The sequence below is a fragment of the Stutzerimonas stutzeri genome, assembly GCF_024448695.1.
GTDB classification, from domain to species: Bacteria; Pseudomonadota; Gammaproteobacteria; order Pseudomonadales; family Pseudomonadaceae; genus Stutzerimonas; species Stutzerimonas stutzeri_T.
The window spans coordinates 46,352-68,557 of sequence record NZ_JAMOHY010000016.1 but is presented as its reverse complement, the minus strand read 5'-3'; the positions used below and the strand labels follow the sequence as shown (position 1 = coordinate 68,557).

Genomic DNA, 22,206 nt, shown 5'->3' with positions numbered 1-22,206 from the left:
ATATACGGGAAACGTTGCGCCACTGCTCCCGGATTACGCCTACGGCTAATCCAGGCTACAGGCTGGCTGCATCACCGGTACGCATGAAAAAGCCGACGCGTATGGGTCGGCTTTTTCGCATCAGCGGTTGAATCTCATATCTGCTTGACCCTTAACTCCTTGGGCATCGAAAACGTCACGTTTTCCGGCCTGCCTTCCAGCTCATCCATCCCCGTGGCGCCCCATTCGCGCAGTTGTTCAATCACGCCGCGCACCAGCACTTCGGGGGCCGAGGCGCCGGCGGTGATACCGATGCGGGCGGTTTCAGCGAACCACTCGCGCTTGAGGTCTTCGGCGCCGTCGATCAGGTAGGCGGGCGTGGCCATGCGCTCGGCCAGTTCCCGCAGGCGGTTGGAGTTGGAGCTGTTGGGGCTGCCGACCACCAGCACCACGTCACACTCCCCTGCCAGCTGCTTGACGGCATCCTGGCGATTCTGGGTGGCGTAGCAGATGTCGTCCTTGCGCGGGCCGCCAATGCTGGGGAAGCGCGTGCGCAAGGCGTCGATCACGCGGCTGGTGTCGTCCATGGATAGCGTGGTCTGGGTCACGAAGGCCAGCGCGTCGGGATTGCGTACCTGCAATTGGGCGACATCCTCCTCGTCCTCGACCAGATAGATCGAGCCACCGCTGGCAGTATCGTACTGGCCCATGGTGCCTTCGACCTCCGGATGGCCGTGGTGGCCAATAAGGATGCACTCCCGGCCCTCGCGGCTGTACTTGGTGACTTCCAGATGGACCTTGGTGACCAGCGGGCAGGTGGCATCGAAAACCTTGAGCCCACGCCGGTCAGCTTCCATCTTCACCGCCTGCGACACGCCATGAGCACTGAAGATGACGATGAATCCGTTCGGCACCTGGTCCAGCTCATCGACGAAGATCGCGCCTCGCTCACGCAGATCTTCCACCACGAACTTGTTGTGTACCACTTCATGGCGCACATAGATCGGCGGGCCGAAGACTTCCAGGGCGCGGTTAACGATCTCGATAGCGCGATCAACGCCGGCGCAGAATCCACGGGGGTTGGCGAGTTTGATTTGCATGGCGGGTATCTCGATGCGCGCGGCACGCGGGATGGATGATAGATATGACCGTATGGCGGCCTGCGGTGGATCGGTGAAGCGTGATCCACCCTACGATTCGGTCACGGTGACCATGCCGGAAAGCTTCGCGGCTAAAGTCGCTCCCACAGGAGCGGGCTAAGCCTTAGAGCGCTTTGACCTCGATGATCTCAACTTCGAAACTCAACGCCTTGCCTGCCAGTGGATGATTGAAATCCACAGTGACCTGCCGCTCATCGAAGGTCTTGACCACACCCGGCAGCTCGCTATTGGCGGCATCGTTGAAGATCACCAGCAGGCCTTCGGAAAGCTCCATACCCTCAAACTGGCTGCGCGGCATGACCTGCACGTTCTGCGGGTTGTGCTGGCCGAAGCCCTGTTCGGGCGCGACCTGTAGAGTGCGTTTGTCACCGGCCTTGAAGCCGTACAGCTGCTGCTCGAAACCCGGCAGCAGATTGCCGTCGCCGACTTTGAAGGTTGCAGGCTTCTTGTCGAAGGTGCTGTCGACCACCTCGCCGTTTTCCAGGCGGAGCGCGAAATGCAGGGTGACCTCCCTGTCCGGCCCAATGCGCTGTTCAGTCATGCGGATTCTCCGGTTTTGTCGCTTTTGAACATGTCCAGCGCCAGCATCACGGCACCGACGGTAATGGCGCTGTCGGCGATGTTGAACGCCGGAAAATACCAGCGGTTCTGCCAATGCACCAGAATGAAATCCACCACATGGCCCAGCACCACGCGGTCATACAGATTACCGATCGCGCCGCCCAACACCAGTGCCAGCGCTACGGCCAGCCAGGTTTCACCCGCGTTCAGTCGCTTCATCCAGATCACCAGTACAACACTGACGCCCGTTGCGATCACCGCGAACAGCCAGCGCTGCCAGCCGCCGTGATCGGCGAGAAAGCTGAAGGCGGCGCCGGTGTTATAGGCCAGGGTCCAGGCAAAGTAACCAGGAACGACATCGACTTTCTGGTACAGGCTGAAGTTGGCCTCGAACCAGTGCTTGGTAGCCTGATCGAGAACGATCACCAGCACGCTGAGCCAGAGCCAGGTGAGCTTGCCGAGACGCGCACTCATTGCCCTACTCCAGCGCCACACGGCTCAAGAGCCTCATGCATAGTGACGCACCTCGCCCGCACCCTCGATGTTCTCCACGCAACGGCCACAGATTTCCGGGTGCGCGGCATGGGTGCCGACGTCCGGCAGGTGATGCCAGCAGCGTCCGCACTTGGCGTGCCCGGTTTTCTTCACCAGCAGCTTGAGACCAGCCAGTTCGCTTTCCACCGCCTCGGCAGGGGCCTGCGCCAGCGGCGCGACTTCGACGGCGGAGGTGATCAGCACGAAGCGCAGTTCGTTGCCCAGCTTGGCCAGCGTAGTCGCCAGCGACTCTTCGGCATACAACGTGACTTCGGCCTGCAGGTTGCCGCCAAGGGTCTTTGCGGCACGCTGAGCTTCCAGCTCTTTGTTCACTGCGGCCTTGACCGCCATGACCTGCTCCCAGAACGCGCGATCCAGAACGGCATCCTCTGGCAGCTCCGCCAGCCCCTCGTACCAGGTATTGAGCATCACCGACTCGTTGCGCTCGCCTGGCAGGTACTGCCAGATTTCCTCAGCAGTGAAGGCCAGGATCGGCGCGATCCAGCGCACCAGCGCCTCGGCGATGTGGTACAGCGCGGTCTGGCAGGAGCGCCGCGGCAGGCTGTCGGCGCCAGTGGTGTACTGGCGGTCCTTGATGATGTCGAGGTAGAAGCCACCCAGTTCCTGCACACAGAAGTTGTGCACCTTCTGGTAGACGTTCCAGAACTTGTAAGTGCCGTAGGCTTCCTCGATTTCCCGCTGTAGCAGCAGAGCGCGGTCGATAGCCCAGCGGTCCAGGGCGATCAACTGGTCGTTGGGCACCAGATGCTGCGCAGGATCGAAGCCATCGAGGTTGGAGAGCAGGAAGCGCGCGGTATTGCGGATACGCCGGTAAGCATCCGCGCTGCGCTGCAGGATCTGCTTAGAGACAGCCATTTCGCCCGAGTAATCGGTAGCCGAAACCCACAGACGCAGGATGTCGGCGCCCATGCTGTCGGTAATTTCCTGCGGCGCGATCACGTTGCCCAGGGACTTGGACATCTTGCGGCCATTCTCATCCACGGTGAAACCGTGGGTCAGCAGGCCGCAATACGGCGCGTGGCCGTCGATGGCTGCGCCAGTCAGCAAGGACGAATGGAACCAGCCGCGATGCTGGTCCGAGCCTTCCAGGTAGAGGTCGGCGCGCGGGCCTTCTTCGTGGCCCATGGGGTGCGAGCCGCGCATCACGTGCCAGTGCGTAGTGCCGGAGTCGAACCAGACGTCCAGGGTGTCGTTGATCTTTTCGTACTGCTCGGCCTCGGCACCCAGCAGCTCGGCAGCATCCAGTTTGAACCAGGCTTCGATGCCCTGCTGCTCGACACGCTGAGCCACCTGTTCGATCAGCTCGACGGTGCGTGGATGCAGCTCACCGCTTTCCTTGTGCAGGAAGAACGGAATCGGCACGCCCCAGTTGCGCTGGCGCGAGATACACCAGTCCGGGCGCCCGGCGATCATGCCGTGCAGGCGCGCCTGACCCCAGGCGGGGACGAACTGGGTGCTTTCGATGGCGTCCAGCGCACGACGACGCAGGGAGCTGCCGTCACTGACCACCTTGTCCATGCCGACGAACCACTGCGCGGTGGCGCGGTAGATCAGCGGCGTCTTGTGCCGCCAGCAGTGCATGTAGCTGTGCTGGATGGCTTCATGCTTGAGCAGCGCACCCACTTCCCGGAGCTTCTCGACGATGGCCGGGTTGGCCTTCCAGATGAACTGACCGCCGAAGAACGGCAGGTCCGGCACGTAGACGCCATGACTCTGCACCGGGCTGAGGATGTCGTCGTTTTCCATACCGTAGTGCTTGCACGTACGGAAGTCGTCCTCGCCATAGGCCGGAGACGAGTGGACGATGCCAGTGCCGGCGCCGGTTTCCACGTACTCGGCCAGGTACACCGGCGAGAAGCGCTCGTAGAAGGGGTGACGGAAACGGATCAGGTCCAGCGTCTTGCCTTCGCAGCGGGCGATGATTTCACCGGACATGCCATAGCGCTGCAGGCTAGACTCGACCAGCTCTTCGGCCAGCACCAGCAGCTTGTCACCGGTATCGACCAGCGCATAGATGAAATCAGGATGAACGTTGAGCGCCTGGTTGGCCGGAATGGTCCAGGGTGTGGTGGTCCAGATAACGATGCTGGCGGGCTTGGCCAGGTTGGCGACACCGAAGGCTCCGGCGAGCTTGTCGGCATCTTCCACTTCGAAGGCGACGTCGATGGCATCGGACTTCTTGTCCTGGTATTCGACTTCGGCCTCGGCCAGTGCCGAACCGCAATCGAAGCACCAGTTCACCGGTTTCAGGCCCTTGAAGACGAAACCGCCTTCGACCATTTTCGCCAGCGCGCGGATCTGCCCGGCTTCGTTGGCGAAATCCATGGTCTTGTAGGGGTTGTCCCACTCGCCCAACACGCCGAGGCGGATGAAGTCGGCCTTCTGTCCCTCGATTTGCTCGGCGGCGTAGGCACGGCAGCGCTCGCGGGTCAGGTCCGCCGGCTGGTTCTTGCCGAAGGTGGTCTCGACCTTGTGTTCGATGGGCAGACCGTGGCAGTCCCAGCCCGGCACGTAGGGCGCGTCGAAACCGGCCAGGGTGCGCGAGCGGACGATCATGTCCTTGATCACCTTGTTCACCGCGTGGCCAATATGAATGTTGCCGTTGGCGTAGGGCGGGCCATCGTGCAGGACGAATTTCGGGCGACCTTCGCCGATCTGCCGCAGCTTCCCGTACAGGTCGATGCTGTCCCAGCGCTGCAGAATCTCCGGCTCGCGCTGTGGCAGACCGGCCTTCATCGGAAATGCCGTGGACGGCAGATTAAGGGTCGCTTTGTAATCGGTCATTTCAGTCCTGGCTCGTGGTGAAAGGTGTGGCCCGCCAGTATTCGCGGGTGGCGGCGATATCGGCATCGATCGCAGCCTTGAGTGCCTCCAGCGAGGCAAAGCGCTGCTCGTCGCGCAGCTTCTTGTGAAAGGTCACGCACAGCAAGCGCCCGTAGAGGTCGCCCTGGTAGTCCGGCAGATGCACTTCCAGATGGGGCTTGCCATCACTCTCCACCGTTGGCCGCATGCCGATATTGGCGACGCCCAGACGAACCTGGCCATCGACCTCGGTACTGACGGTGAACACTCCGCTAAGCGGCGTACTGCGGCGTTTGAGCTGAATGTTCGCTGTAGGCGCACCCAACTGGCGACCGAGCTTCTGCCCGTGCATAACGCGCCCGGTGAGGCTGAACGGCCTGCCAAGCAGCCGTTGCGCCAGCTGCAGATCGCCCTCTGCCATCACCTGGCGCAGCCTTGTACTGCTGACTCGCTCGCCGTCTACCTCGATGGTTGTGGCCGCCTCGACACTGAAACCTTCGGCAGCACCGGCCTTGAGCAGAAAGTTGAAATCTCCGGCGCGGTCGCAACCGAAACGGAAATCGTCGCCGACCTCCAGATGCCGCACGCCCAACCCCTCAACCAGAGTGGCATGTACAAATTCGGCGGCACTGAGTTCGCGCAGGCGTCGATTGAATGCCAGGCACAGCACCAGATCCACACCCTGCTCGCTCAGCAGGCAAAGCTTTTCACGCAACCGCGTGAGTCGCGCAGGGGCCTTGTCCGGGGCAAAGAATTCGCGGGGCTGCGGCTCGAAAATCACCACGCAGCTGGGCAGCCCCAATTCGGCCGCACGCTCGCGCAAGCGCTTCAGGATGGCCTGATGCCCCCGATGCACGCCGTCGAAATTGCCGATGGTGGCCACGCATCCCCGATGCCGGGGCCGCAGGTTGTGAAGACCTCGAACCAGCTGCATACCGCACTTCTTGCTTGAAAAGTGGCCGATTATACGCATGCACCGACCCTCCCGGACAGGTTTGCCGCATGCGAACCACAACCATCAATGGCGCAAATGCCGTGGCCGCAAGCCAAGCAGCGCCAACCCACCCACGAAGGCCAGCAAGCCAGCCACAACCAGTTGCCCCAACTGCAGCGCCCGCTGCTGCCAATTCCAGCCGAACCACTCGACGGACGGCACGTTCAGCCACCAGACCACCGCAACCATCGCCGCGCAAGCACCGAACAAACGCAGCAGGAACAACCCCCAGCCCGGCGCAAACCGGAACACGCCGATCTTGTACAGCCCCCAGAACAGCAGCCCGGCATTAAGCATGGACGACAGCGAAGTCGCCAACGCAAGCCCTACATGCTTGAGCGGCCAGATCAGGATCAGGTTCATCACCATATTGGCCACCATGCAGATGATCGCCACCCGCACCGGCGTCTTCAGGTCCTGGCGGGCGAAGAACCCAGGCGCCAGCACCTTGATCAGCATGAACGCCAACACCCCCAGCGAATAAGCCTCCAGCGCACGGGCCGATTGCACCACCGCCTCCTGGCTCATTGCGCCGTAAAAGAACAGGCTGGCGATCAGCGGCTCGGCCAGAATGCCCAGCGCCAGCGCAGCCGGCACCCCGGCCAGCAGCACCATGCGCAGCGCCCAATTGAGCGTATTGGAAAAGGCCTTGGGATCATCACCGGCATGCTGACGCGACAGGCTGGGCAGAATCACTGTGCCGATAGCGATGCCAAAAGCCCCCAGCGGCAGCTCCGAAAGCCGGTCGGCGTAATACAGCCAGGACACGCTGCCGGTCTGCAGAAAGGACGCCAGCACGGTATCGAGCAGCAGATTGATCTGGCTGACCGAGACCCCGAACAGCGCCGGCACCATCAGCAGCATGATGCGCCGCACGCCTTCGTCACCGAACTTGACCCGCGGGCGCGGCAGCAGCCCCAGCCTGGCGACAAACGGAAGCTGGAACGCCAGCTGGGCGAAGCCCGCGATGAATACACCCCAAGCCAGCGCCATGATCGGCTGATCGAAATACGGCGTCAGGAACACCGCCGACATGATCATGCAGACATTGAGCAGAACAGGCGTGAAGCCCGGCACCGCGAAGCGTCCATAAGTATTGAGCACGCCCGAAGTAAAGGCCGTCAGCGAGATCAGCAGCAGGTAGGGAAAAGTGATGCGCAACAGCTCACCAGCCAGCTGCAGCTTGGCCGGTTCACCGTGAAAACCGGGCGCGAACAACATGACCAGATAGGGCGAGCCGAGCACACCCAGCGCGGTGATGCCAGTCAGGACCAGACCGAGCATGCCCGCCGTCCGATCGACCAGCAGCTTGACTTCCAGCTGGGTTCTTTTAGTGCGGTATTCCGACAGCACCGGCACAAACGCCTGGGCGAAGGCACCTTCGGCAAACAGGCGGCGTAGAAAGTTGGGGATTTTGAAGGCGATGAAGAAAGCATCCGCCGCCGCTCCGGAACCGAAGTAGCTGGCCACCACCATATCGCGTACCATGCCCAGCACGCGGGACAGCAGCGTCATGACGCTGACTACCGCACTGGAACGCAGCAATCCGCCTTTTCCGGTTTTTTCAGACATCTGTCTTTCCTGGAATCGCATGTTCTGGCCAATGACTTTGCCATCGACCGATGGCCAGTTACGACCCTGGACGAGGCCGCGAGTTTAGCGGCAGCCGATCTGCCCGACCAGCATTCAGACAGTACAAACAGGCTTGACAAGCATCTGCCACATCGGCATGATTCGCGGCCTTATTTGCTTTGTAATCCCACGTTTTCGAGGAGTTCGACGGTGGCCAACAGCCCTTCCGCCAAAAAACGCGCAATTCAGGCTGAGAAGCGTCGCAGCCACAACGCCAGCCTGCGCTCCATGGTCCGCACCTACATCAAGAATGTGGTCAAGGCCCTGGATGCAAAAGATCTGGAAAAAGCTCGTACTGCTTACACTGCAGCCGTGCCTGTTATCGACCGCATGGCCGACAAAGGCATCATCCACAAGAACAAGGCCGCTCGTCACAAGAGCCGCCTGAACGGCCACATCAAGGCCCTCGGCGAAGCTGCTGCAGCTTAAGCTGAACGTTCTTGAAAAAAACCGGCTTAGGCCGGTTTTTTTGTGCTCTGTATTTTATGCCTCGCACCCTCGGGACACGGCAATCAAAGAGCAATACAACACCCCCGCTACTGGGCACCCGGCCACGGCAGAATCGGGATCGCTGTCACCGCATTCTGCGGACTGCCTTCGATGATTCGATCGCTGTAGACCAGGTAAACCAGCGTATTTCGCCCCTCATCGAAAAAGCGCACCACCTGCATGGTCTTGAAGACCAGCGATGTACGCTCCTTGAACACGACCTCTCCGTCCTTCAACTTTTCATTGATGCGAATAGGCCCGACCTGCCGACAGGCAATTGAGGCCTCGGCCCGATCCTCGGCCAACCCCAGCCCACCCTTGATGCCGCCGGTCTTGGCACGCGAGAGATAACAGGTCACTCCATCGACTTCCGGATCATCAAACGCCTCGACCACGATCTTGTGATTCGGCCCGAGCCACTTGAATACCGTATCAACGGCACCGATCTGCTCGGCAGTCGCCACAGCCGGAGTCGTCAAACCCAATACCAGCGCCATGGTCATCACACGCATAGCAGACACCTCAAAGAAGGATCATATTGTCGCGATGGATCAGCTCAGGCTCATCAACATAGCCGAGCAGCTTTTCGATCTCATCCGATGAACGCCCCAGAATCCGACGGGTTTCAGCAACACTGTAGTTGGCAAGCCCGCGCGCGACTTCCTGGCCGTCCGGCCCCACGCAGACCACCATCTCGCCACGGCGAAAGCCGCCCTGAGCCGCCCTGACACCGACCGGCAGCAGACTGCAATTGCCCCGCTTAAGCGCCTGCACCGCACCGGCATCCAGGGTGACAGTGCCGCGCGTCTGCAAGTGGCCGGCCAGCCACTGCTTGCGGGCCGCATGACGACTGCACTCGGGCGTCAGCAGCGTACCCAGCTGTTCGCCCGCCTTGAGTCGCGCCAGTACCTGCTCGATACGCCCGCCAACGATCACGGTATGAGCACCGGAACGCGCCGCCAGACGCGCCGCACGCAGCTTGGTCTGCATACCGCCGCGTCCCAGCGCACCCCCGGTTCCGCCCGCCACGGCATCCAGCGCCGGATCATCGGCGCGCGCCTCACTGATCAGATTGGCCTCGGGATTATTGCGCGGATCAGCATCGAACATGCCATCACGATCGGTGAGGATCACCAGCAAATCGGCCTCAACCAGATTGGCCACCAGCGCCGCCAGCGTGTCGTTATCACCAAAGCGGATCTCGTCGGTGACGACGGTGTCGTTCTCATTGATCACCGGCACGACATTCAAGTCGAGCAGGGTCCGCAGGGTACTGCGCGCATTGAGGTAACGCTTGCGGTCGGACAGGTCGTCATGGGTGACGAGAATCTGCGCGGTCTGCTGGTCGCAACGGGCGAAACTGGCCTCCCAGGCCCGAATCAGACCCATCTGGCCCACAGCCGCAGCCGCCTGCAGCTCGTGCACGGCCCTGGGTCGCGCACCCCAGCCAAGGCGACTCATGCCGGCGGCAACGGCACCGGAAGACACCAGCACCAGCTCGACACCCGCCTCACGCAGCGCAACCATCTGATCGACCCAGACAGCCATCGCCGCCTGATCAAGACCACGCCCATCAGCCGTCAGCAACGCACTGCCGATCTTCACCACCCAGCGCCGAGCACCGCTCACCTTGTCGCGCATCGATCCCGCCTATTCCACTCATCAACCAATTCATTGCGGCGAGCAGCAGACAACCCGCCCGCCATCCGAAAACCCCGCAGCAACGCGAGGCCGAGACAATTAGCGCACGTAGAAGATTTCAGCGCCGCCCTCTTCATCGTCGTCATCATCGAAGTCGTCATCCTCAGCTTCCGCAGCCGCCTTGACACCAGCACGACGCAACGCACGCTGATCATCGAGCTCCTGCAGTCGCGCACGCGCCTCATCCTCGATCTGCTGATCGAGTTCGGCCAGCGCTTCGGCATAGGCCGGCTCTTCGGCGATACGCAGCGCCCGCTCGTCCAGATAACGCATGACAGCCTGACTCAACTCTTCGGTGCCCTCACGCTCCAGCGCCGAAATCACGAACACCGGACCCTCCCATTCGAGCCGCTCGACTACCTGCCGCACACGCTCTTCACGATCCTCATCAAGCAGCTGGTCAGCCTTGTTCAACACCAGCCAGCGGTCACGCTGAGCCAGCGCCGGGCTGAACTTTTCCAGCTCATTGAGGATGATCTCCGCAGCATCGGCCGGATCACTCTCATCCAGCGGCGCCATGTCCACCAGATGCAACAGCAAGCGCGTACGCGCCAGATGCTTGAGGAAGCGAATACCCAGGCCCGCACCTTCCGAAGCGCCCTCGATCAACCCCGGAATGTCTGCCACGACAAAGCTCTTGTAGCGCCCGACACTGACAACGCCCAGATTGGGAATCAACGTGGTGAAAGGGTAATCAGCCACTTTTGGCTTGGCTGCTGACACCGAACGGATAAAGGTGCTCTTGCCAGCATTGGGCATGCCCAGCAGACCGACGTCAGCCAGCACCTTCAGCTCCAGCTTCAGATCGCGCGCATCGCCCGGCTTGCCCGGCGTGGTCTGCCGCGGCGCCCGATTGGTGCTGGATTTGAAACGCGTATTGCCCAGCCCGTGCCAGCCGCCCTGAGCAACCAGCAGACGCTGCCCCGCCTTGGTCAGGTCGCCAATCACATCCTGAGTGGCGGCATCGATCACCGTGGTACCGACCGGCACCGGCAGGATCAGATCCTCACCCTTCGCGCCGGTACATTCGGTACTGCCGCCCTTCTCGCCATTGGGCGCATTGAAGCGACGGGTATAACGGTAATCGACCAGCGTATTGAGGTTTTCGTCGGCCACCAGATAAATGGAGCCGCCGTCACCGCCATCGCCACCGTTGGGACCGCCTTTTTCGATGAATTTTTCGCGACGAAAACTCATCATGCCGTTACCGCCGTCACCGGCCTTTACAAAAATCGATACTTCATCGACGAATTTCATGGGAACGCCTCCCGCCGCAAGGACGGGCTAGAAAACTGGAATAAGGGTCTTGCAAAAAACCCAGCGAAAACTGAATGAGCACCGAGCAGTTTCTTTGCAAGAGCCTCACAGGATACAGAAACAAAAAAGCCCCGTCGCATGACAGGGCTTTTCCAGCAACGCCGCGATCAGGCCGCGACGACACTCACGTAGCGACGGCCAAGAGCGCCCTTCACTTCGAATTTGATCACGCCTTCCACTTTCGCGAACAGGGTGTGATCCTTGCCCATGCCAACACCGTAACCGGCGTGGAACTGGGTACCGCGCTGACGCACGATAATGTTGCCAGGAACGATTTTCTGGCCGCCATACATCTTCACGCCAAGGCGTTTGGCTTCTGAGTCGCGACCGTTGCGGGTAGAACCGCCAGCTTTTTTGTGTGCCATGAGTTCAATACTCCTATAAGGGGATTCAGGCCCGATTAGCCCTGAATACCGGTGATTTTGACCTCAGTGAACCACTGACGGTGGCCCTGACGCTTCATGTGGTGCTTACGACGGCGGAACTTGATGATGGTGACCTTGTCGTGACGGCCCTGGGCAATCACTTCAGCGGTAACTTTGGCACCATCGACCACCGGAGCGCCGATTTTGACATCATCGCCATTGCCAATCAGCAGAACGCGGTCGAAAGTGACAGCTTCGCCAGTAGCAACTTCGAGTTTTTCAATCTTGAGGTATTCGCCTTCGGCAACCTTGTACTGCTTGCCGCCGGTTACGATAACTGCGTACATCTATGTATCTCCGTTGATCCTGCTCACCCAGCGCTTTGAAATAATGGTTAGTGGCTGGCATGGCTGCATGGGGCCGGAAGTGACGCCCGTGCAATTGCGTAAGGCAGGGAAATGCCCAGGGGGAAGTTCAGGGTCCGCGATTGTACGCATGCACATGCGCCTGCGCAATAGCCACAGGCGCTTGCCTTGACAGTCCATGAGCCGCCCCCTAGCATGCCGCGCAACCTCCGAGGAGTACCGGCGACCGATGCAACCCCAGGCCTTTTACCAAGTCGTGGCTGATGATTTCGCCGCCGTTGACGGCATCATTCGCGACCAGCTGACGTCTCGCGTACCACTGGTTGAGAAGATCGGGGACTACATCACCTCTGCCGGGGGCAAGCGTCTGCGCCCACTGCTGGTTCTGCTCAGCGGTAATGCGCTGGGATTGAAAGGCGACCAGTTGCGCCTGCTGGCAGCCATCATCGAGTTCCTGCACACCTCGACGCTGCTGCATGACGATGTCGTCGACATGTCCGGCATGCGCCGTGGCCGCTCCACCGCCAACGCCCTGTGGGGCAATGCCCCGAGCGTGCTGGTCGGCGACTTCCTTTATGCGCGCTCCTTCGAAATGATGGTCACACTGGGTTCGATGCCGGTCATGCGCATCATCTCCCAGGCCACGCGGGTGATCGCCGAAGGCGAAGTGCTGCAGCTGTCAAAGGTCCGCGACGCCAGCACCACCGAAGAAATCTACATGGAGGTCATTCGCGGCAAGACCGCCATGCTCTTCGAAGCCTCAACACACAGCGCTGCGACCCTTGCGGGCGCCAGCGACGAGCAATGCGAAGCGCTACGCCAGTTTGGCGACCATCTCGGTATTGCCTTCCAGTTGGTAGACGACTTGCTCGATTACCAGGGCGACGCCGAAACCCTCGGCAAGAACGTCGGTGACGACCTGGCCGAAGGCAAGCCCACACTGCCATTGATCTACACCATGCGTGAAGGCTCGGCGGAACAGGCCGCACTGGTGCGCAGGGCTATCCAGAAAGGCGGCATCGAGGATCTGGAAAGCATCCGCAACGCCGTTCAGGCTTCAGGCTCCCTGGACTACACCGCTCGCTTGGCACGTGATTATGCCGACCGAGCCATCGCCTGCCTCGAGCTGATTCCCGCCAGCATTTACCGCGACGCTCTGGTAGAACTCAGTCGCTTCGCAGTTGCCCGCACTCACTGATAGCCGCCTGCAAACCGATCTGCTCGACGGGTCGGTAAAGACTGCCTGACCCGCATCACCCCTGCACCCCAGAAACCCACCTCACGGCCCACCGCCTGGCGTGCAGGGTGTTTTAATGCTTGCATATCTGCAAATAGTAATTATTCTCATTAACAGAATTAACTGGAGGTGAGCATGACCTATCTGATCGATGCCTGGCTGGACCGACCACAACCCTATCTGCGGATACTCGACCGAAACACCGGCGCGGTGTGCGTTTCACTAGAGGGAGAGGCCCTGGACGAACTGCGTGATCAGGGGGATCTGGACTTGCACGAGTTGAGCACCAGCGAACCCTGCGTGCTCAAGGAACAGGTGCGCAATCTGTTCCTGTTCTCCTATGCCCGGGCGCTGCGCCCCTGAGCGCGAATGAATCGACATTGCAGCGTGTTGGCAGAAGCCAGGTTCACGCCTTCAGGATTCGGGGTATGGCGTAGGGTGGAAGACTGCGAAGCATCTTCCACGCATTTGTTTTGGACCAACCTAACGCGTGGATGTGCTTCGCGACATCCACCCTACAACTCCATCAAGGCTTACAGAACCGCGAGCAGCTCGACGTCGAACACCAGCACGCTGTGCGGCGGAATGCTGCCGACGCCCTGAGCGCCGTAAGCCAGCTCACTCGGCACATAGAGGCGCCACTTGCTGCCGACAGCCATCAGCTGCAGCGCTTCGGTCCAACCAGCGATCACGCCACCAACCGGGAACTCAGCAGGCTGGCCGCGCTGGTAGGAGCTGTCGAACACGGTGCCATCGATCAGAGTGCCGTGGTAGTGGGTACGCACCTGGTCTTCAAGGCTCGGCTTGGCGCCGTCGCCGGCGGTCAGCACTTCATACTGCAGGCCCGAATCCAGCGTGGTGACGCCTTCACGCTTGGCGTTGTCGGCAAGGAAAGCCTTGCCTTCACCGGCAGCGGCTTCTGCTTTTTGCTGGGCTTCGGCCTGCATGCGCTCGCGGATCACGGCGAAGCTGGCGTTCAGCGCTTCCGGACTGACCTGACTGGCCGCACCGGCAAAGGCATCACGAATACCCGCGATCACCGCATCGAGACTTACACCGGGCGGCGGGTTGTCGCGCAGCTGATCGCCCAGCTGGCGGCCGATGCCGTAGCTAACGCGCGTTTCGTCGGTGGACAGGTTAAGGTCGGTCATGCCTGGGCTCCGCTGGAAAAAAGGGCGCACAGACTAGCACAGCATGACCGCCACCCCGCCACATGCCGCATCGACTCAGTGCTTGGTGAGCTTGTCCAGATAGCCCATGGCGAACGCCGACACCACGAAGGTCAGGTGGATGATCACGTACCACTTCAGCTGTTCACTTTGCAGTTGCTGGGCATTCATGAACATCCGCAGCAGGTGTATCGAGGAGATGGCGACGATGGAGGCAGCCACCTTCATCTTCAACGAGCCGGAATCCATCTTGCCCAGCCAGTCGAGCTTCTCACCCCCCTTGTCGACATTCAGCTGGGAAACGAAATTCTCGTAGCCTGACAGCATCACCATGACCAACAGACCGCCGACCAGCGCCATGTCGATCAACGACAGCAGCTTGAGGATCAGGTCACCTTCACTCAGCGACAGGATCATCGGCAGGATGTGCCAGATTTCCTGGAAGAACTTGATCGCCAGCGCCAGCAGCGCGAATGCCAGGCCGAAATAGATGGGCGCCAACAACCAGCGAGCGGCATACATAGTGTTTTCGATGAAGCGTTCCATGACATCGTCCACGGGAAAAACGGGCTGGCGAGTATACGTAGCGATCCGGCGCAAACAAGCCCCCGCGATGGGCAGCTGGCATTGTGGATAACAAATCTGTTGCCGCTATGAAGAAGCGGGAAATACTGTCGAATTTGTCCGGATCACTTGGACTTTCAGCCTATGTCCGTGATTCCCAGCCACGCAGAAAGCGCGCCTGATCGGCGTTGACCTTGCGTAATTCGGCGCGCATGTGCAATTGCCAGATCGGCAGCGAATCTTCCATGCAATAGCCCTGCTCATGAAGGCTGCTGGCGATGGCCTCAAGCACCGACTCGGCAGCCCGAAGCCCGCGGAACGGGCCCTGCACGCGGATCGCCGTGGGTTGCGAGCCGTCTATACCAGCGGCGCAGAGCAGAGTCCAAAGGCCATTCGCGCCCGCCACGGGCCAGATGGCGCATTCGATTCGAGTGACCAGCCCCAGGCACTGACGATTCAGACACAGGTTGTTCGGCATGACGGTAACCCTCGCGCTCGGTTGCGCACCGTCTTTCCGAGCGAATCGGCGGGCCAACCGGTTTATCCCCTGATCACTGTGGATAACCTTGTGGATAGAGAGTGCAGACTCTCTATTTCTCCAGACCCGCCGCGCGCCGTAACGTTCCGCTCAGATACCGCTCAATCACTCAGCCCTTGGCAGGGTCAACGGCGGCCTTCGCCTCCGCGACAGCTGCCGTCTCGCCCTTGTCGTCGTCTTCAAGGCCGATTTCGGCAATATCGCGCAGGCGCTCGACCACGCGTGCATTGACGCTTCCCTTGGGGAAACGGCCTTGCGTATCCGAGACGCCAACTTCTTCACCGACCAGCAGCGAAAGCGCTTCATCGACATGGCGCACGGCGTAGATATGGAAGCGCTCCTGACGTACAGCCTCCAGCACCCGCTCTTCGAGCATGAGCGTGGTGACGTTAGCGAAGGGAATGATTGCACCCTGCTCGCCGGTCAAGCCACGCGCCTCGCAAAGACGGAAGAAGCCTTCGATCTTCTCGTTCACCCCCCCGACGGCCTGCACTTCACCGAACTGGTTGATCGAACCGGTGATGGCGAAACACTGCTTGAGCGGCGTGCGCGAGATGGCCGAGATCAGCGCACAGCATTCACCGAGCGAGGCGCTGTCGCCATCAACATAGCCATAGGACTGCTCCAGCGCGATGCTCGCCGAGATTTCCAGCGGAAACTCCTGGGCATAACGGCTGCCCAGATAGCCGGTCAGGATCATCACGCCCTTGGAGTGGATCGGCTGCCCCAGATTGACCTCACGCTCGATATCGACGATTCCCGAGCCACCCGGATAGACGGTGGCAGATATGCGCGCCGGCATGCCGAAGGCCGAATCACCGACTTCCAGCACGGTCAGCCCGTTGCATTTGCCGATGGCCGCGCCTTCGCTGTCGATCAGAATGACGCCGGCCAGGATGTCGTCGAGAATCCGCGCCGAAACACGCCCGGTACGCGTGGCCTTGGCCTTGAGGGCCCGCTCGATATGACCGACATCGGTCACCTCATCACTGGCCAGCTGGCGAATGAAATCCGCCTCACTGACCAGCTGGAACAGGTCACCGATACGCGCAGACAGACGCCCCTGATGTTCGGCCAGACGTGCACTGTGCGTCGCCAGTCGCGCGACCGCTGCGGCGGTCAGCGGTGCCATACCTTCCTCCGAGGTACGGGTTTTCATCAGTTGGGCGAACTGTTCCAGACTGTCCTCTGCCAGCGGAATGTCCTCGTCGAAGTCCACCAGTACCCGGAACATCTCCTGAAAGTCCGGATCAAGGTCCTGCAGGGTGTAGTACAGCTGACGTGAACCGATGATGATGATCTTGACCTTGAGCGGAATGACTTCCGGCGTCAGGGTGACCGTAGCCAGCCGGCCCAGCTCGGCCAGCGGCGACTCCATCTTCAACTTGCTCGACTGGAGAGCCCGCTTGAGCGCCTCCCAGACGAAGGGCTCGCTGAGCAGCTTTTCCGCTTCGAGCATCAGAAAGCCGCCATTGGCGCGATGTAACGCGCCCGGTCGCAGCTGGCGGTAACTGGTATAGAGCGCCCCCTGATCGGCGTTGTATTCGATGCGGCCAAAGAGGTTGTCGTAGGTTGGATGCGGCTCAAACACGACCGGTGCACCGCCATCCTGCGCATGGCCGACCACCAGGCTCGGGCTGTACTGTTCTTCGAGCAGCTGGCGGTTGTGCGCCTCGGGATGATTTTCGTCCACCAGCTGCTCGACCACGGTTTTCAGCAGGTTGACCTGCACCGCCTGCAGGTAGGCTTCGATGCCGGCGTTCTCGGAATACTTTTCCGAGAGCGGCGCCAGCAGCGGCTGCAGCGCCTGGCTAATGGTCTCGTCATTGAGCTGGCGCAGCTGATTGCTGGATTCGCGCTTCCATTGCGGCAGGCTGGCCAGGCCTTCGTTCAGGCTCACTTCCAGCGCAGAGATGTCCGCGTGATAACGCTCGCGCTCGGCTTCGGGCAGCTGGGCAAACTCGGCTTCGTCCATGGACTTGCCGTCTTTCATGGGCGTGAAGGCGATGTTGGCGCTGTCGCGATAGAGGGCGATTTCCTTCTCCAGCGCCAGCTTCTCGATCACGTCCAGCGCCTTGTCGTAGCGCTGGTTGAAGGCGCGATCGATGGCGCTCTTCTTCTGCTGGAAGCTGGGGTGCTCGAACACCGCGGGGAAAGTCGCCAACAGGTTGTCGATCAGTTGCCCGATATCCGCAATAAAGGTACTGGCTCCGCCCTGGGGCAACTCAAGTACCCGTGGTTCGCGCGGCTCGTCGAAATTATTTACGTAGACCCAGTCCGAAGGCGTGTCGAGCCGCTTGCCTTCCGCCCGAAGATAACGACGCACAAAGGAGAAACGCCCAGTACCGGACTCGCCCATCACATAGACGTTGTAGCCCGGACGCGGCATCGCCACGCCGAACTGCAGAGCCTCTACGGCTCGCTCCTGGCCAAGAACACCAAGAAAAGGCTCAAGCTCATCGGTTGTCTTGAAGTCGAACTGATCGGGCTTGAAGGGGCGAGTCAGTGCATCGGGCGCCAGGCGCAGGCCGGCAGCGACAGTCTGGGGCATTGGAAATCCTTGCTGGGTGGCTCTCAGGCCACAAAAGTGACGCCATTCTGGCGATGCCTCCGCCGAGCCGCAAGGCTGGCTAAAAAGGCATCCCGTGCAACCTGTTACAAATCGAGACATTTTTCTAAAAGCCTTCCTCGGCCTCGCTTGATGCAAATCAACTCAACCCCTATACAAATGACGCCTCCTAGCATCAGCCAACACCGATAGAGGAATAAACAATGCGATCCACAGCGCCCCTGCTGCTCGGTAGCCTCCTAATGATTGCCGGCAGCGCCCATGCCGACGAACTGCGCGAGCGTGCCAACTCCATTTTCAAGCCGATCCCGGACAAGGTCACCGAAGTCCGTGGTCATGCCGTCAGCGAAGATCAGGCCATTCTGGGCCATAAACTGTGGTTCGATCCGCGCCTGTCGCGCAGCCACGTGATCAGCTGCAACACCTGCCACAACCTCAGCATCGGCGGCAGCGACAACGTCACCACCTCCATCGGCCACGGCTGGCAGAAAGGCCCGCGCAACTCGCCAACCGTGCTCAACGCCGTGTTCAACGCCGCGCAGTTCTGGGATGGCCGCGCCAAGGACCTGCAGGAGCAGGCCAAGGGTCCGGTCCAGGCCAGCGTTGAGATGAACAACACGCCTGACCGGGTTGTTGCGACCCTCAAGAGCATTCCCGAGTACGTAACCGAGTTCAAGAAAGCCTTTCCCAAGGACAAGGATCCGGTCAGCTTCGACAACATGGCCTATGCGCTGGAAGCCTTTGAAGTCAGCCTGACCACGCCTAACTCGCCGTTCGACCGCTTCCTCAAGGGTGACGACAAGGCGCTCGATGCCCAGCAGAAGGAAGGTCTGGCCCTGTTCATGGATGCCGGCTGCATCGCCTGCCACAACGGCGTCAACGTCGGCGGCCAGGGTTACTTCCCCTTCGGCGTGATCAAGAAGCCGGGCGCAGACGTACTGCCTGAAGGCGACAAGGGCCGCTTCGCCGTGACCAACACCGCCGCCGATGAGTACGTGTTCCGTGCTGCACCGCTGCGTAACATCGCACTGACGCCGCCTTACTTCCATAGCGGTGAGGTCTGGGATCTGGAGCAGGCCGTGGCCATCATGGGTGACAGCCAGCTGGGCCGTCAGCTCAAGGACAACGAAGTCAAGGCCATCACCGCCTTCCTTCACAGCCTGACCGGTGATCAGCCGCAGGTCGCCTATCCGATCCTGCCGATGAGCACTGCGACTACTCCGAAGCCGGAATAAGCCCCTCCGATGCCCGGCGTGCAATGCGCCGGGCATCACCTTCTGCCACTCCCCGCTTCAGCGAGCGAACCGCTCATCCCTCAGTCGTTGGACAGTTCCCGATCCCTTCACTAGCCTCAATTGAAACAAAGCGTATCGGTCGGAGCGCCATGGCACTGAAACATGCACAGTCCGGCGAGGCTATCAGCCTGCTCAGGGCAGATCCGTTTCCCGAGCTACGCTCACAGGCGCTGGTCAGCACCCCGAGCCTTGAGGTGATGCGCCTGGTGCTCAAGGCCGGTCACGTCGTACCCAGCCATGCAGTGGCCGGCCCCATCACCATCCACTGTCTTCAAGGCGTCATTGAAGTCCAGGTAGAAAGTCGCTGGCAGACCCTTCAGGACAATGAACTGATGTACCTGGCCGAAAGCGTCGAACATGCGCTGCAGATAATTGCCGACGCCGTCATCCTGGTCACGATCCAGCGACTGCCCCGCAATACCTGACAGTCCCGCTTCGACTGTTCCAGGCACCACACCATTCTCGGGAGAATGCGACCGTGGAAAAAGCGTTCCGAATACTCAGTCACGTGGTCCTGGGGTTGATGCTCGCCGCCATTCTCTACGCGGGTGGCATCGGCATCGTCTACTGGACAGGCATCGGCGTTTGACCAGCCGTTGAGGCGCTCCCATGAACAAGCGACAAACCCGCTCCTTCGCCATCATCTCCACTGCCATCGCAGCCGTGGCCTTTCTCGGGCTTACGCTGGACAGCCATCGGCAGTTTCCGGAACTGACCAATGCCGCCAGCATCACGCACGAAGTCACACGAGGCAAGGATGTCTGGCACGAGAAGAACTGCATCAACTGCCATACCATTTTCGGCGAGGGCGCCTATTACGCACCGGACCTGACAAAGATCGCCCAGCACCGCGGCGCGCCTTACCTCACGGCCTTTCTCAAGAACCCGGAAAGGTTCTATGACGAGCAGCGTCACCGCCGCCTGATGCCCAACCAGAATCTCACGGACGAGGAAATTGCGGGGCTGATCGCTTTTTTCGAGTGGGTCGCCAACGTCGATAACCAGGGCTGGCCGCCACGACCGATTCTGGTCACCGGCTCCTCGATTCCCGGCACCGACCTGACTCTGGCACAGCAGGATGCCTCCGGCCCCGGCCATACGGCCGAACAGCTGCCACCCGGCGCTCGTCCGGTCAGTGGCGGCGAAGACCCGATTGCCTTGGGCGAAGCGGTTTTCCGCACGGCATCCCCGGCCTGCCATGCCTGCCATTCGATCGCCCCCGGGGTGAATCTCGCCGGGCCAACCCTGGCCGGCCTGGCATCACGGGCCGAGAAGATAATGGCCTCGGCGGATTACCAGGGCAGCGCCGACAGCGTCGAAGCCTATATCCGCGAATCCATCGTCGAGCCCAGCGCCTATCTGTATCCCGGCGAGATGTATTCGGCGGGCGGCACGTCCTTCATGCCGACCACCTATGCCGACTCACTGACACCCGAGCAGCTGGATCATTTGATCGCTTACCTGGCGTCATTCAAATAAAAGCTGTTCCGCCTCGGGCAACCACCCGGCGGAGCGGCACCTTGCAGGGGATTGGCCATGCGCTATAAATCACAGTCAGTCGCTTACTGGTATTTCGCCGTCGCCATGGTGCTGTTCGGCCTGCAACTGGTATTCGGCCTGCTTTCGGCGGCCAAATACTTGGGGCCGGACCCACTGCTGTACATCCTGCCGTTCGACGTCACCAAGGTGATCCACACCAATCTGCTGATCGTCTGGGTGCTCACCGGCTTCATGGGTGCAACCTACTGGATGGTGCCCGACGAGTCGCGTACCGAGCTCTACAGCACCAAGCTCGCCTATATCCAGCTCGGTCTGTGGACCGCCATGGGCGTGACCGCCATCACCGGTTACCTGTTCCGCTACGGCACCGGCAACAAACTGCTGGAGCAGCCTCTGCCGCACAAGATCGTGATCGTCATCTGCATGCTGATCTTCCTCTACAACATCGGCATGACGATCAAGAAGTCCGGGCGCTTCACCACCACCGAAGGCGTGTTGCTGCTGGGGCTGGTCAGCTCCGCGGTGCTGTTCTTCCCCGCGCTGCTGCATTACGAGAACTACACGGTGTCGATCTTCTACCGCTGGTGGACCATCCACCTGTGGGTCGAAGGCGTGTGGATGATGATCATGGGTGCCTTCCTCGCCTACCTGCTGATCCGCCTGTCCGGCGCCGACCGGGAGGTGCTGGAGAAGTGGCTGTACGTGATTGTCGGCCTGGTCTTCATCGCCGGCATCCTCGGCACCGCCCACCATTACTACTGGGTGGGCGTCCCCTATTACTGGCTGCCGATCGGCGGCTTCTTCAGCGCGCTGGAGCCACTGGCCATCGTCGGCATGGCCATGTATGCCTACGGCGCCATGCGCCGCTCGGGGCTGCGGCATCCCAACATACTGGCGCTGCACTGGACGCTGGGCAGCACCGTGTTCACCCTGTTCGGCGCCGGCCTGCTGGGCCTGGCCCACACCTGGCCGAGCATCAACAAATGGACCCACGGCACCCTGATCACCGCCATGCATGGCCACGCCGCTTTCTACGGCGCCTACGCGATGATCGTCCTGGCCATGATCAGCTATGCCCTGCCCTCACTTACCCACAAACGTCCCGACCAGGGCACCACCATTGGCTACTGGGCGTTCTGGCTGCAGCTGGCGGGCATGTTCGGCATGACCCTTTCCTTCGCCACCGCCGGCATCGGTCAGGTGTATCTGGAGCGGATCATGGGCATGGGCTATCTGGATGTGCAGCTGAAGATCCAGATCCACTTCGTCATGCTGATCTCAACCGCCAGTATCTTCGCCACGGGCGTGGGGCTGTATATCTTCGACTTCTTCCGCTACCGCCCGCGTTTCGAGCCGGTGACCGACGAACAGGCGGCGGTGAACAGCGGCACAGCTATCGACCGGACGCTCTGAG

The 22,206-nt window shown here is 60.9% G+C and carries 22 protein-coding genes; 7 read left to right on the top strand and 15 right to left on the bottom strand.

Going from position 1 to position 22,206, the window contains the following annotated elements; genetic code table 11:
- Positions 1-134: 134 nt before the first annotated feature.
- The 6 genes from ispH to murJ form a co-directional block, all read right to left on the bottom strand.
- Positions 135-1,079 carry a 4-hydroxy-3-methylbut-2-enyl diphosphate reductase gene (ispH, locus tag NAV32_RS12735; protein ID WP_256053173.1) on the bottom strand — a complete coding sequence of 315 codons (945 nt, stop codon included), beginning with the start codon at positions 1,077-1,079 and terminating at the stop codon, positions 135-137.
- A gap of 163 nt (positions 1,080-1,242) precedes the next feature.
- Positions 1,243-1,680 (bottom strand): FKBP-type peptidyl-prolyl cis-trans isomerase, encoded by a 438-nt coding sequence (gene fkpB / locus NAV32_RS12730; RefSeq protein WP_256053172.1) that lies wholly within the window; start codon positions 1,678-1,680, stop codon positions 1,243-1,245.
- Positions 1,677-2,174, bottom strand: coding sequence for a signal peptidase II (gene lspA, locus NAV32_RS12725; RefSeq protein ID WP_256053171.1), 498 nt, complete (start codon positions 2,172-2,174; stop codon positions 1,677-1,679). Before lspA ends, fkpB begins: the two co-directional genes overlap by 4 nt.
- Before the next feature lie 33 nt (positions 2,175-2,207).
- Complete coding sequence (gene ileS, locus NAV32_RS12720) at positions 2,208-5,039, bottom strand: isoleucine--tRNA ligase (RefSeq protein WP_256053170.1); 2,832 nt, start codon at positions 5,037-5,039, stop codon at positions 2,208-2,210.
- Between the two features lies 1 nt (position 5,040).
- The gene (ribF, locus tag NAV32_RS12715) at positions 5,041-5,991 is read right to left on the bottom strand and encodes a bifunctional riboflavin kinase/FAD synthetase (RefSeq protein WP_256053169.1); all 951 of its coding nucleotides are present in this window, start codon (positions 5,989-5,991) and stop codon (positions 5,041-5,043) included.
- An 84-nt stretch (positions 5,992-6,075) separates the two neighbouring features.
- Entirely contained in the window at positions 6,076-7,623 is a 1,548-nt protein-coding gene (gene murJ / locus NAV32_RS12710; RefSeq protein ID WP_256053168.1) for a murein biosynthesis integral membrane protein MurJ, read from the bottom strand.
- A gap of 210 nt (positions 7,624-7,833) precedes the next feature.
- Between murJ and rpsT the strand changes: the two genes are divergently transcribed.
- The gene (gene rpsT / locus NAV32_RS12705) at positions 7,834-8,112 is read left to right on the top strand and encodes a 30S ribosomal protein S20 (protein WP_181082157.1); all 279 of its coding nucleotides are present in this window, start codon (positions 7,834-7,836) and stop codon (positions 8,110-8,112) included.
- Between the two features lie 107 nt (positions 8,113-8,219).
- On the opposite strand, the gene NAV32_RS12700 is transcribed toward rpsT, so the two are convergent.
- The 5 genes from NAV32_RS12700 to rplU all read right to left on the bottom strand — a co-directional run bounded on the left by NAV32_RS12700 (position 8,220) and on the right by rplU (position 11,902).
- The gene (locus NAV32_RS12700) at positions 8,220-8,684 is read right to left on the bottom strand and encodes a CreA family protein (protein ID WP_272890269.1); all 465 of its coding nucleotides are present in this window, start codon (positions 8,682-8,684) and stop codon (positions 8,220-8,222) included.
- Positions 8,685-8,694: 10 nt separating this feature from the next.
- Positions 8,695-9,813, bottom strand: coding sequence for a glutamate 5-kinase (proB, locus tag NAV32_RS12695; protein ID WP_256053167.1), 1,119 nt, complete (start codon positions 9,811-9,813; stop codon positions 8,695-8,697).
- A gap of 99 nt (positions 9,814-9,912) precedes the next feature.
- Positions 9,913-11,130: an Obg family GTPase CgtA gene (cgtA, locus tag NAV32_RS12690; protein ID WP_256053166.1), complete on the bottom strand. Its 1,218-nt coding sequence runs from the start codon at positions 11,128-11,130 to the stop codon at positions 9,913-9,915.
- A 167-nt stretch (positions 11,131-11,297) separates the two neighbouring features.
- Positions 11,298-11,555 carry a 50S ribosomal protein L27 gene (gene rpmA / locus NAV32_RS12685; RefSeq protein WP_181082161.1) on the bottom strand — a complete coding sequence of 86 codons (258 nt, stop codon included), beginning with the start codon at positions 11,553-11,555 and terminating at the stop codon, positions 11,298-11,300.
- A gap of 35 nt (positions 11,556-11,590) precedes the next feature.
- Entirely contained in the window at positions 11,591-11,902 is a 312-nt protein-coding gene (gene rplU, locus NAV32_RS12680; protein WP_003302133.1) for a 50S ribosomal protein L21, read from the bottom strand.
- A gap of 247 nt (positions 11,903-12,149) precedes the next feature.
- Here rplU and NAV32_RS12675 point away from each other — a divergent pair, with 247 nt between their 5' ends.
- Positions 12,150-13,118 (top strand): polyprenyl synthetase family protein, encoded by a 969-nt coding sequence (locus tag NAV32_RS12675; RefSeq protein WP_256053165.1) that lies wholly within the window; start codon positions 12,150-12,152, stop codon positions 13,116-13,118.
- Positions 13,119-13,292: 174 nt separating this feature from the next.
- On the top strand, positions 13,293-13,520 hold the full coding sequence (locus NAV32_RS12670) for a hypothetical protein (RefSeq protein WP_256053164.1): 228 nt from the start codon (positions 13,293-13,295) through the stop codon (positions 13,518-13,520).
- A gap of 170 nt (positions 13,521-13,690) precedes the next feature.
- Here NAV32_RS12670 and NAV32_RS12665 read toward each other — a convergent pair whose 3' ends face one another.
- The 4 genes from NAV32_RS12665 to NAV32_RS12650 form a co-directional block, all read right to left on the bottom strand.
- Positions 13,691-14,308, bottom strand: coding sequence for an FKBP-type peptidyl-prolyl cis-trans isomerase (locus NAV32_RS12665; RefSeq protein WP_256053163.1), 618 nt, complete (start codon positions 14,306-14,308; stop codon positions 13,691-13,693).
- Between the two features lie 75 nt (positions 14,309-14,383).
- Positions 14,384-14,872 carry a TIGR00645 family protein gene (locus tag NAV32_RS12660; RefSeq protein ID WP_256053162.1) on the bottom strand — a complete coding sequence of 163 codons (489 nt, stop codon included), beginning with the start codon at positions 14,870-14,872 and terminating at the stop codon, positions 14,384-14,386.
- 160 nt (positions 14,873-15,032) lie between these two features.
- Positions 15,033-15,368, bottom strand: a complete 336-nt coding sequence (locus NAV32_RS12655; protein WP_256053161.1) for a hypothetical protein — start codon at positions 15,366-15,368, stop codon at positions 15,033-15,035.
- A 169-nt stretch (positions 15,369-15,537) separates the two neighbouring features.
- The gene (locus NAV32_RS12650; RefSeq protein WP_256053160.1) at positions 15,538-17,979 is read right to left on the bottom strand and encodes a Lon protease family protein; all 2,442 of its coding nucleotides are present in this window, start codon (positions 17,977-17,979) and stop codon (positions 15,538-15,540) included.
- 221 nt (positions 17,980-18,200) lie between these two features.
- On the opposite strand from NAV32_RS12650, the gene NAV32_RS12645 reads away from it, so the two are divergent.
- From NAV32_RS12645 to NAV32_RS12630, 4 genes are all read left to right on the top strand, one after another.
- Positions 18,201-19,232 carry a cytochrome-c peroxidase gene (locus NAV32_RS12645; RefSeq protein WP_256053159.1) on the top strand — a complete coding sequence of 344 codons (1,032 nt, stop codon included), beginning with the start codon at positions 18,201-18,203 and terminating at the stop codon, positions 19,230-19,232.
- Positions 19,233-19,381: 149 nt separating this feature from the next.
- The gene (locus NAV32_RS12640) at positions 19,382-19,717 is read left to right on the top strand and encodes a hypothetical protein (protein WP_256053158.1); all 336 of its coding nucleotides are present in this window, start codon (positions 19,382-19,384) and stop codon (positions 19,715-19,717) included.
- 184 nt (positions 19,718-19,901) lie between these two features.
- Positions 19,902-20,771 carry a c-type cytochrome gene (locus NAV32_RS12635; RefSeq protein ID WP_256053157.1) on the top strand — a complete coding sequence of 290 codons (870 nt, stop codon included), beginning with the start codon at positions 19,902-19,904 and terminating at the stop codon, positions 20,769-20,771.
- 57 nt (positions 20,772-20,828) lie between these two features.
- Entirely contained in the window at positions 20,829-22,205 is a 1,377-nt protein-coding gene (locus NAV32_RS12630) for a cbb3-type cytochrome c oxidase subunit I (protein WP_256053156.1), read from the top strand.
- Position 22,206: the final 1 nt, after the last annotated feature.

What these genes read in the sequence shown, in the direction of transcription:
- proB (WP_256053167.1), bottom strand. Translation starts at nt 9,813, where the DNA reads ATGCGCGACAAGGTGAGCGGTGCTCGGCGCTGGGTGGTGAAGATCGGC.
- NAV32_RS12635 (WP_256053157.1), top strand. Translation starts at nt 19,902, where the DNA reads ATGAACAAGCGACAAACCCGCTCCTTCGCCATCATCTCCACTGCCATC.
- ribF (WP_256053169.1), bottom strand. Translation starts at nt 5,991, where the DNA reads ATGCAGCTGGTTCGAGGTCTTCACAACCTGCGGCCCCGGCATCGGGGA.
- NAV32_RS12675 (WP_256053165.1), top strand. Translation starts at nt 12,150, where the DNA reads ATGCAACCCCAGGCCTTTTACCAAGTCGTGGCTGATGATTTCGCCGCC.
- fkpB (WP_256053172.1), bottom strand. Translation starts at nt 1,680, where the DNA reads ATGACTGAACAGCGCATTGGGCCGGACAGGGAGGTCACCCTGCATTTC.
- NAV32_RS12650 (WP_256053160.1), bottom strand. Translation starts at nt 17,979, where the DNA reads ATGCCCCAGACTGTCGCTGCCGGCCTGCGCCTGGCGCCCGATGCACTG.
- cgtA (WP_256053166.1), bottom strand. Translation starts at nt 11,130, where the DNA reads ATGAAATTCGTCGATGAAGTATCGATTTTTGTAAAGGCCGGTGACGGC.
- rpmA (WP_181082161.1), bottom strand. Translation starts at nt 11,555, where the DNA reads ATGGCACACAAAAAAGCTGGCGGTTCTACCCGCAACGGTCGCGACTCA.
- lspA (WP_256053171.1), bottom strand. Translation starts at nt 2,174, where the DNA reads ATGAGTGCGCGTCTCGGCAAGCTCACCTGGCTCTGGCTCAGCGTGCTG.
- NAV32_RS12665 (WP_256053163.1), bottom strand. Translation starts at nt 14,308, where the DNA reads ATGACCGACCTTAACCTGTCCACCGACGAAACGCGCGTTAGCTACGGC.
- rplU (WP_003302133.1), bottom strand. Translation starts at nt 11,902, where the DNA reads ATGTACGCAGTTATCGTAACCGGCGGCAAGCAGTACAAGGTTGCCGAA.
- NAV32_RS12655 (WP_256053161.1), bottom strand. Translation starts at nt 15,368, where the DNA reads ATGCCGAACAACCTGTGTCTGAATCGTCAGTGCCTGGGGCTGGTCACT.
- NAV32_RS12670 (WP_256053164.1), top strand. Translation starts at nt 13,293, where the DNA reads ATGACCTATCTGATCGATGCCTGGCTGGACCGACCACAACCCTATCTG.
- NAV32_RS12645 (WP_256053159.1), top strand. Translation starts at nt 18,201, where the DNA reads ATGCGATCCACAGCGCCCCTGCTGCTCGGTAGCCTCCTAATGATTGCC.
- ileS (WP_256053170.1), bottom strand. Translation starts at nt 5,039, where the DNA reads ATGACCGATTACAAAGCGACCCTTAATCTGCCGTCCACGGCATTTCCG.
- NAV32_RS12700 (WP_272890269.1), bottom strand. Translation starts at nt 8,684, where the DNA reads ATGCGTGTGATGACCATGGCGCTGGTATTGGGTTTGACGACTCCGGCT.
- murJ (WP_256053168.1), bottom strand. Translation starts at nt 7,623, where the DNA reads ATGTCTGAAAAAACCGGAAAAGGCGGATTGCTGCGTTCCAGTGCGGTA.
- NAV32_RS12640 (WP_256053158.1), top strand. Translation starts at nt 19,382, where the DNA reads ATGGCACTGAAACATGCACAGTCCGGCGAGGCTATCAGCCTGCTCAGG.
- ispH (WP_256053173.1), bottom strand. Translation starts at nt 1,079, where the DNA reads ATGCAAATCAAACTCGCCAACCCCCGTGGATTCTGCGCCGGCGTTGAT.
- NAV32_RS12660 (WP_256053162.1), bottom strand. Translation starts at nt 14,872, where the DNA reads ATGGAACGCTTCATCGAAAACACTATGTATGCCGCTCGCTGGTTGTTG.
- NAV32_RS12630 (WP_256053156.1), top strand. Translation starts at nt 20,829, where the DNA reads ATGCGCTATAAATCACAGTCAGTCGCTTACTGGTATTTCGCCGTCGCC.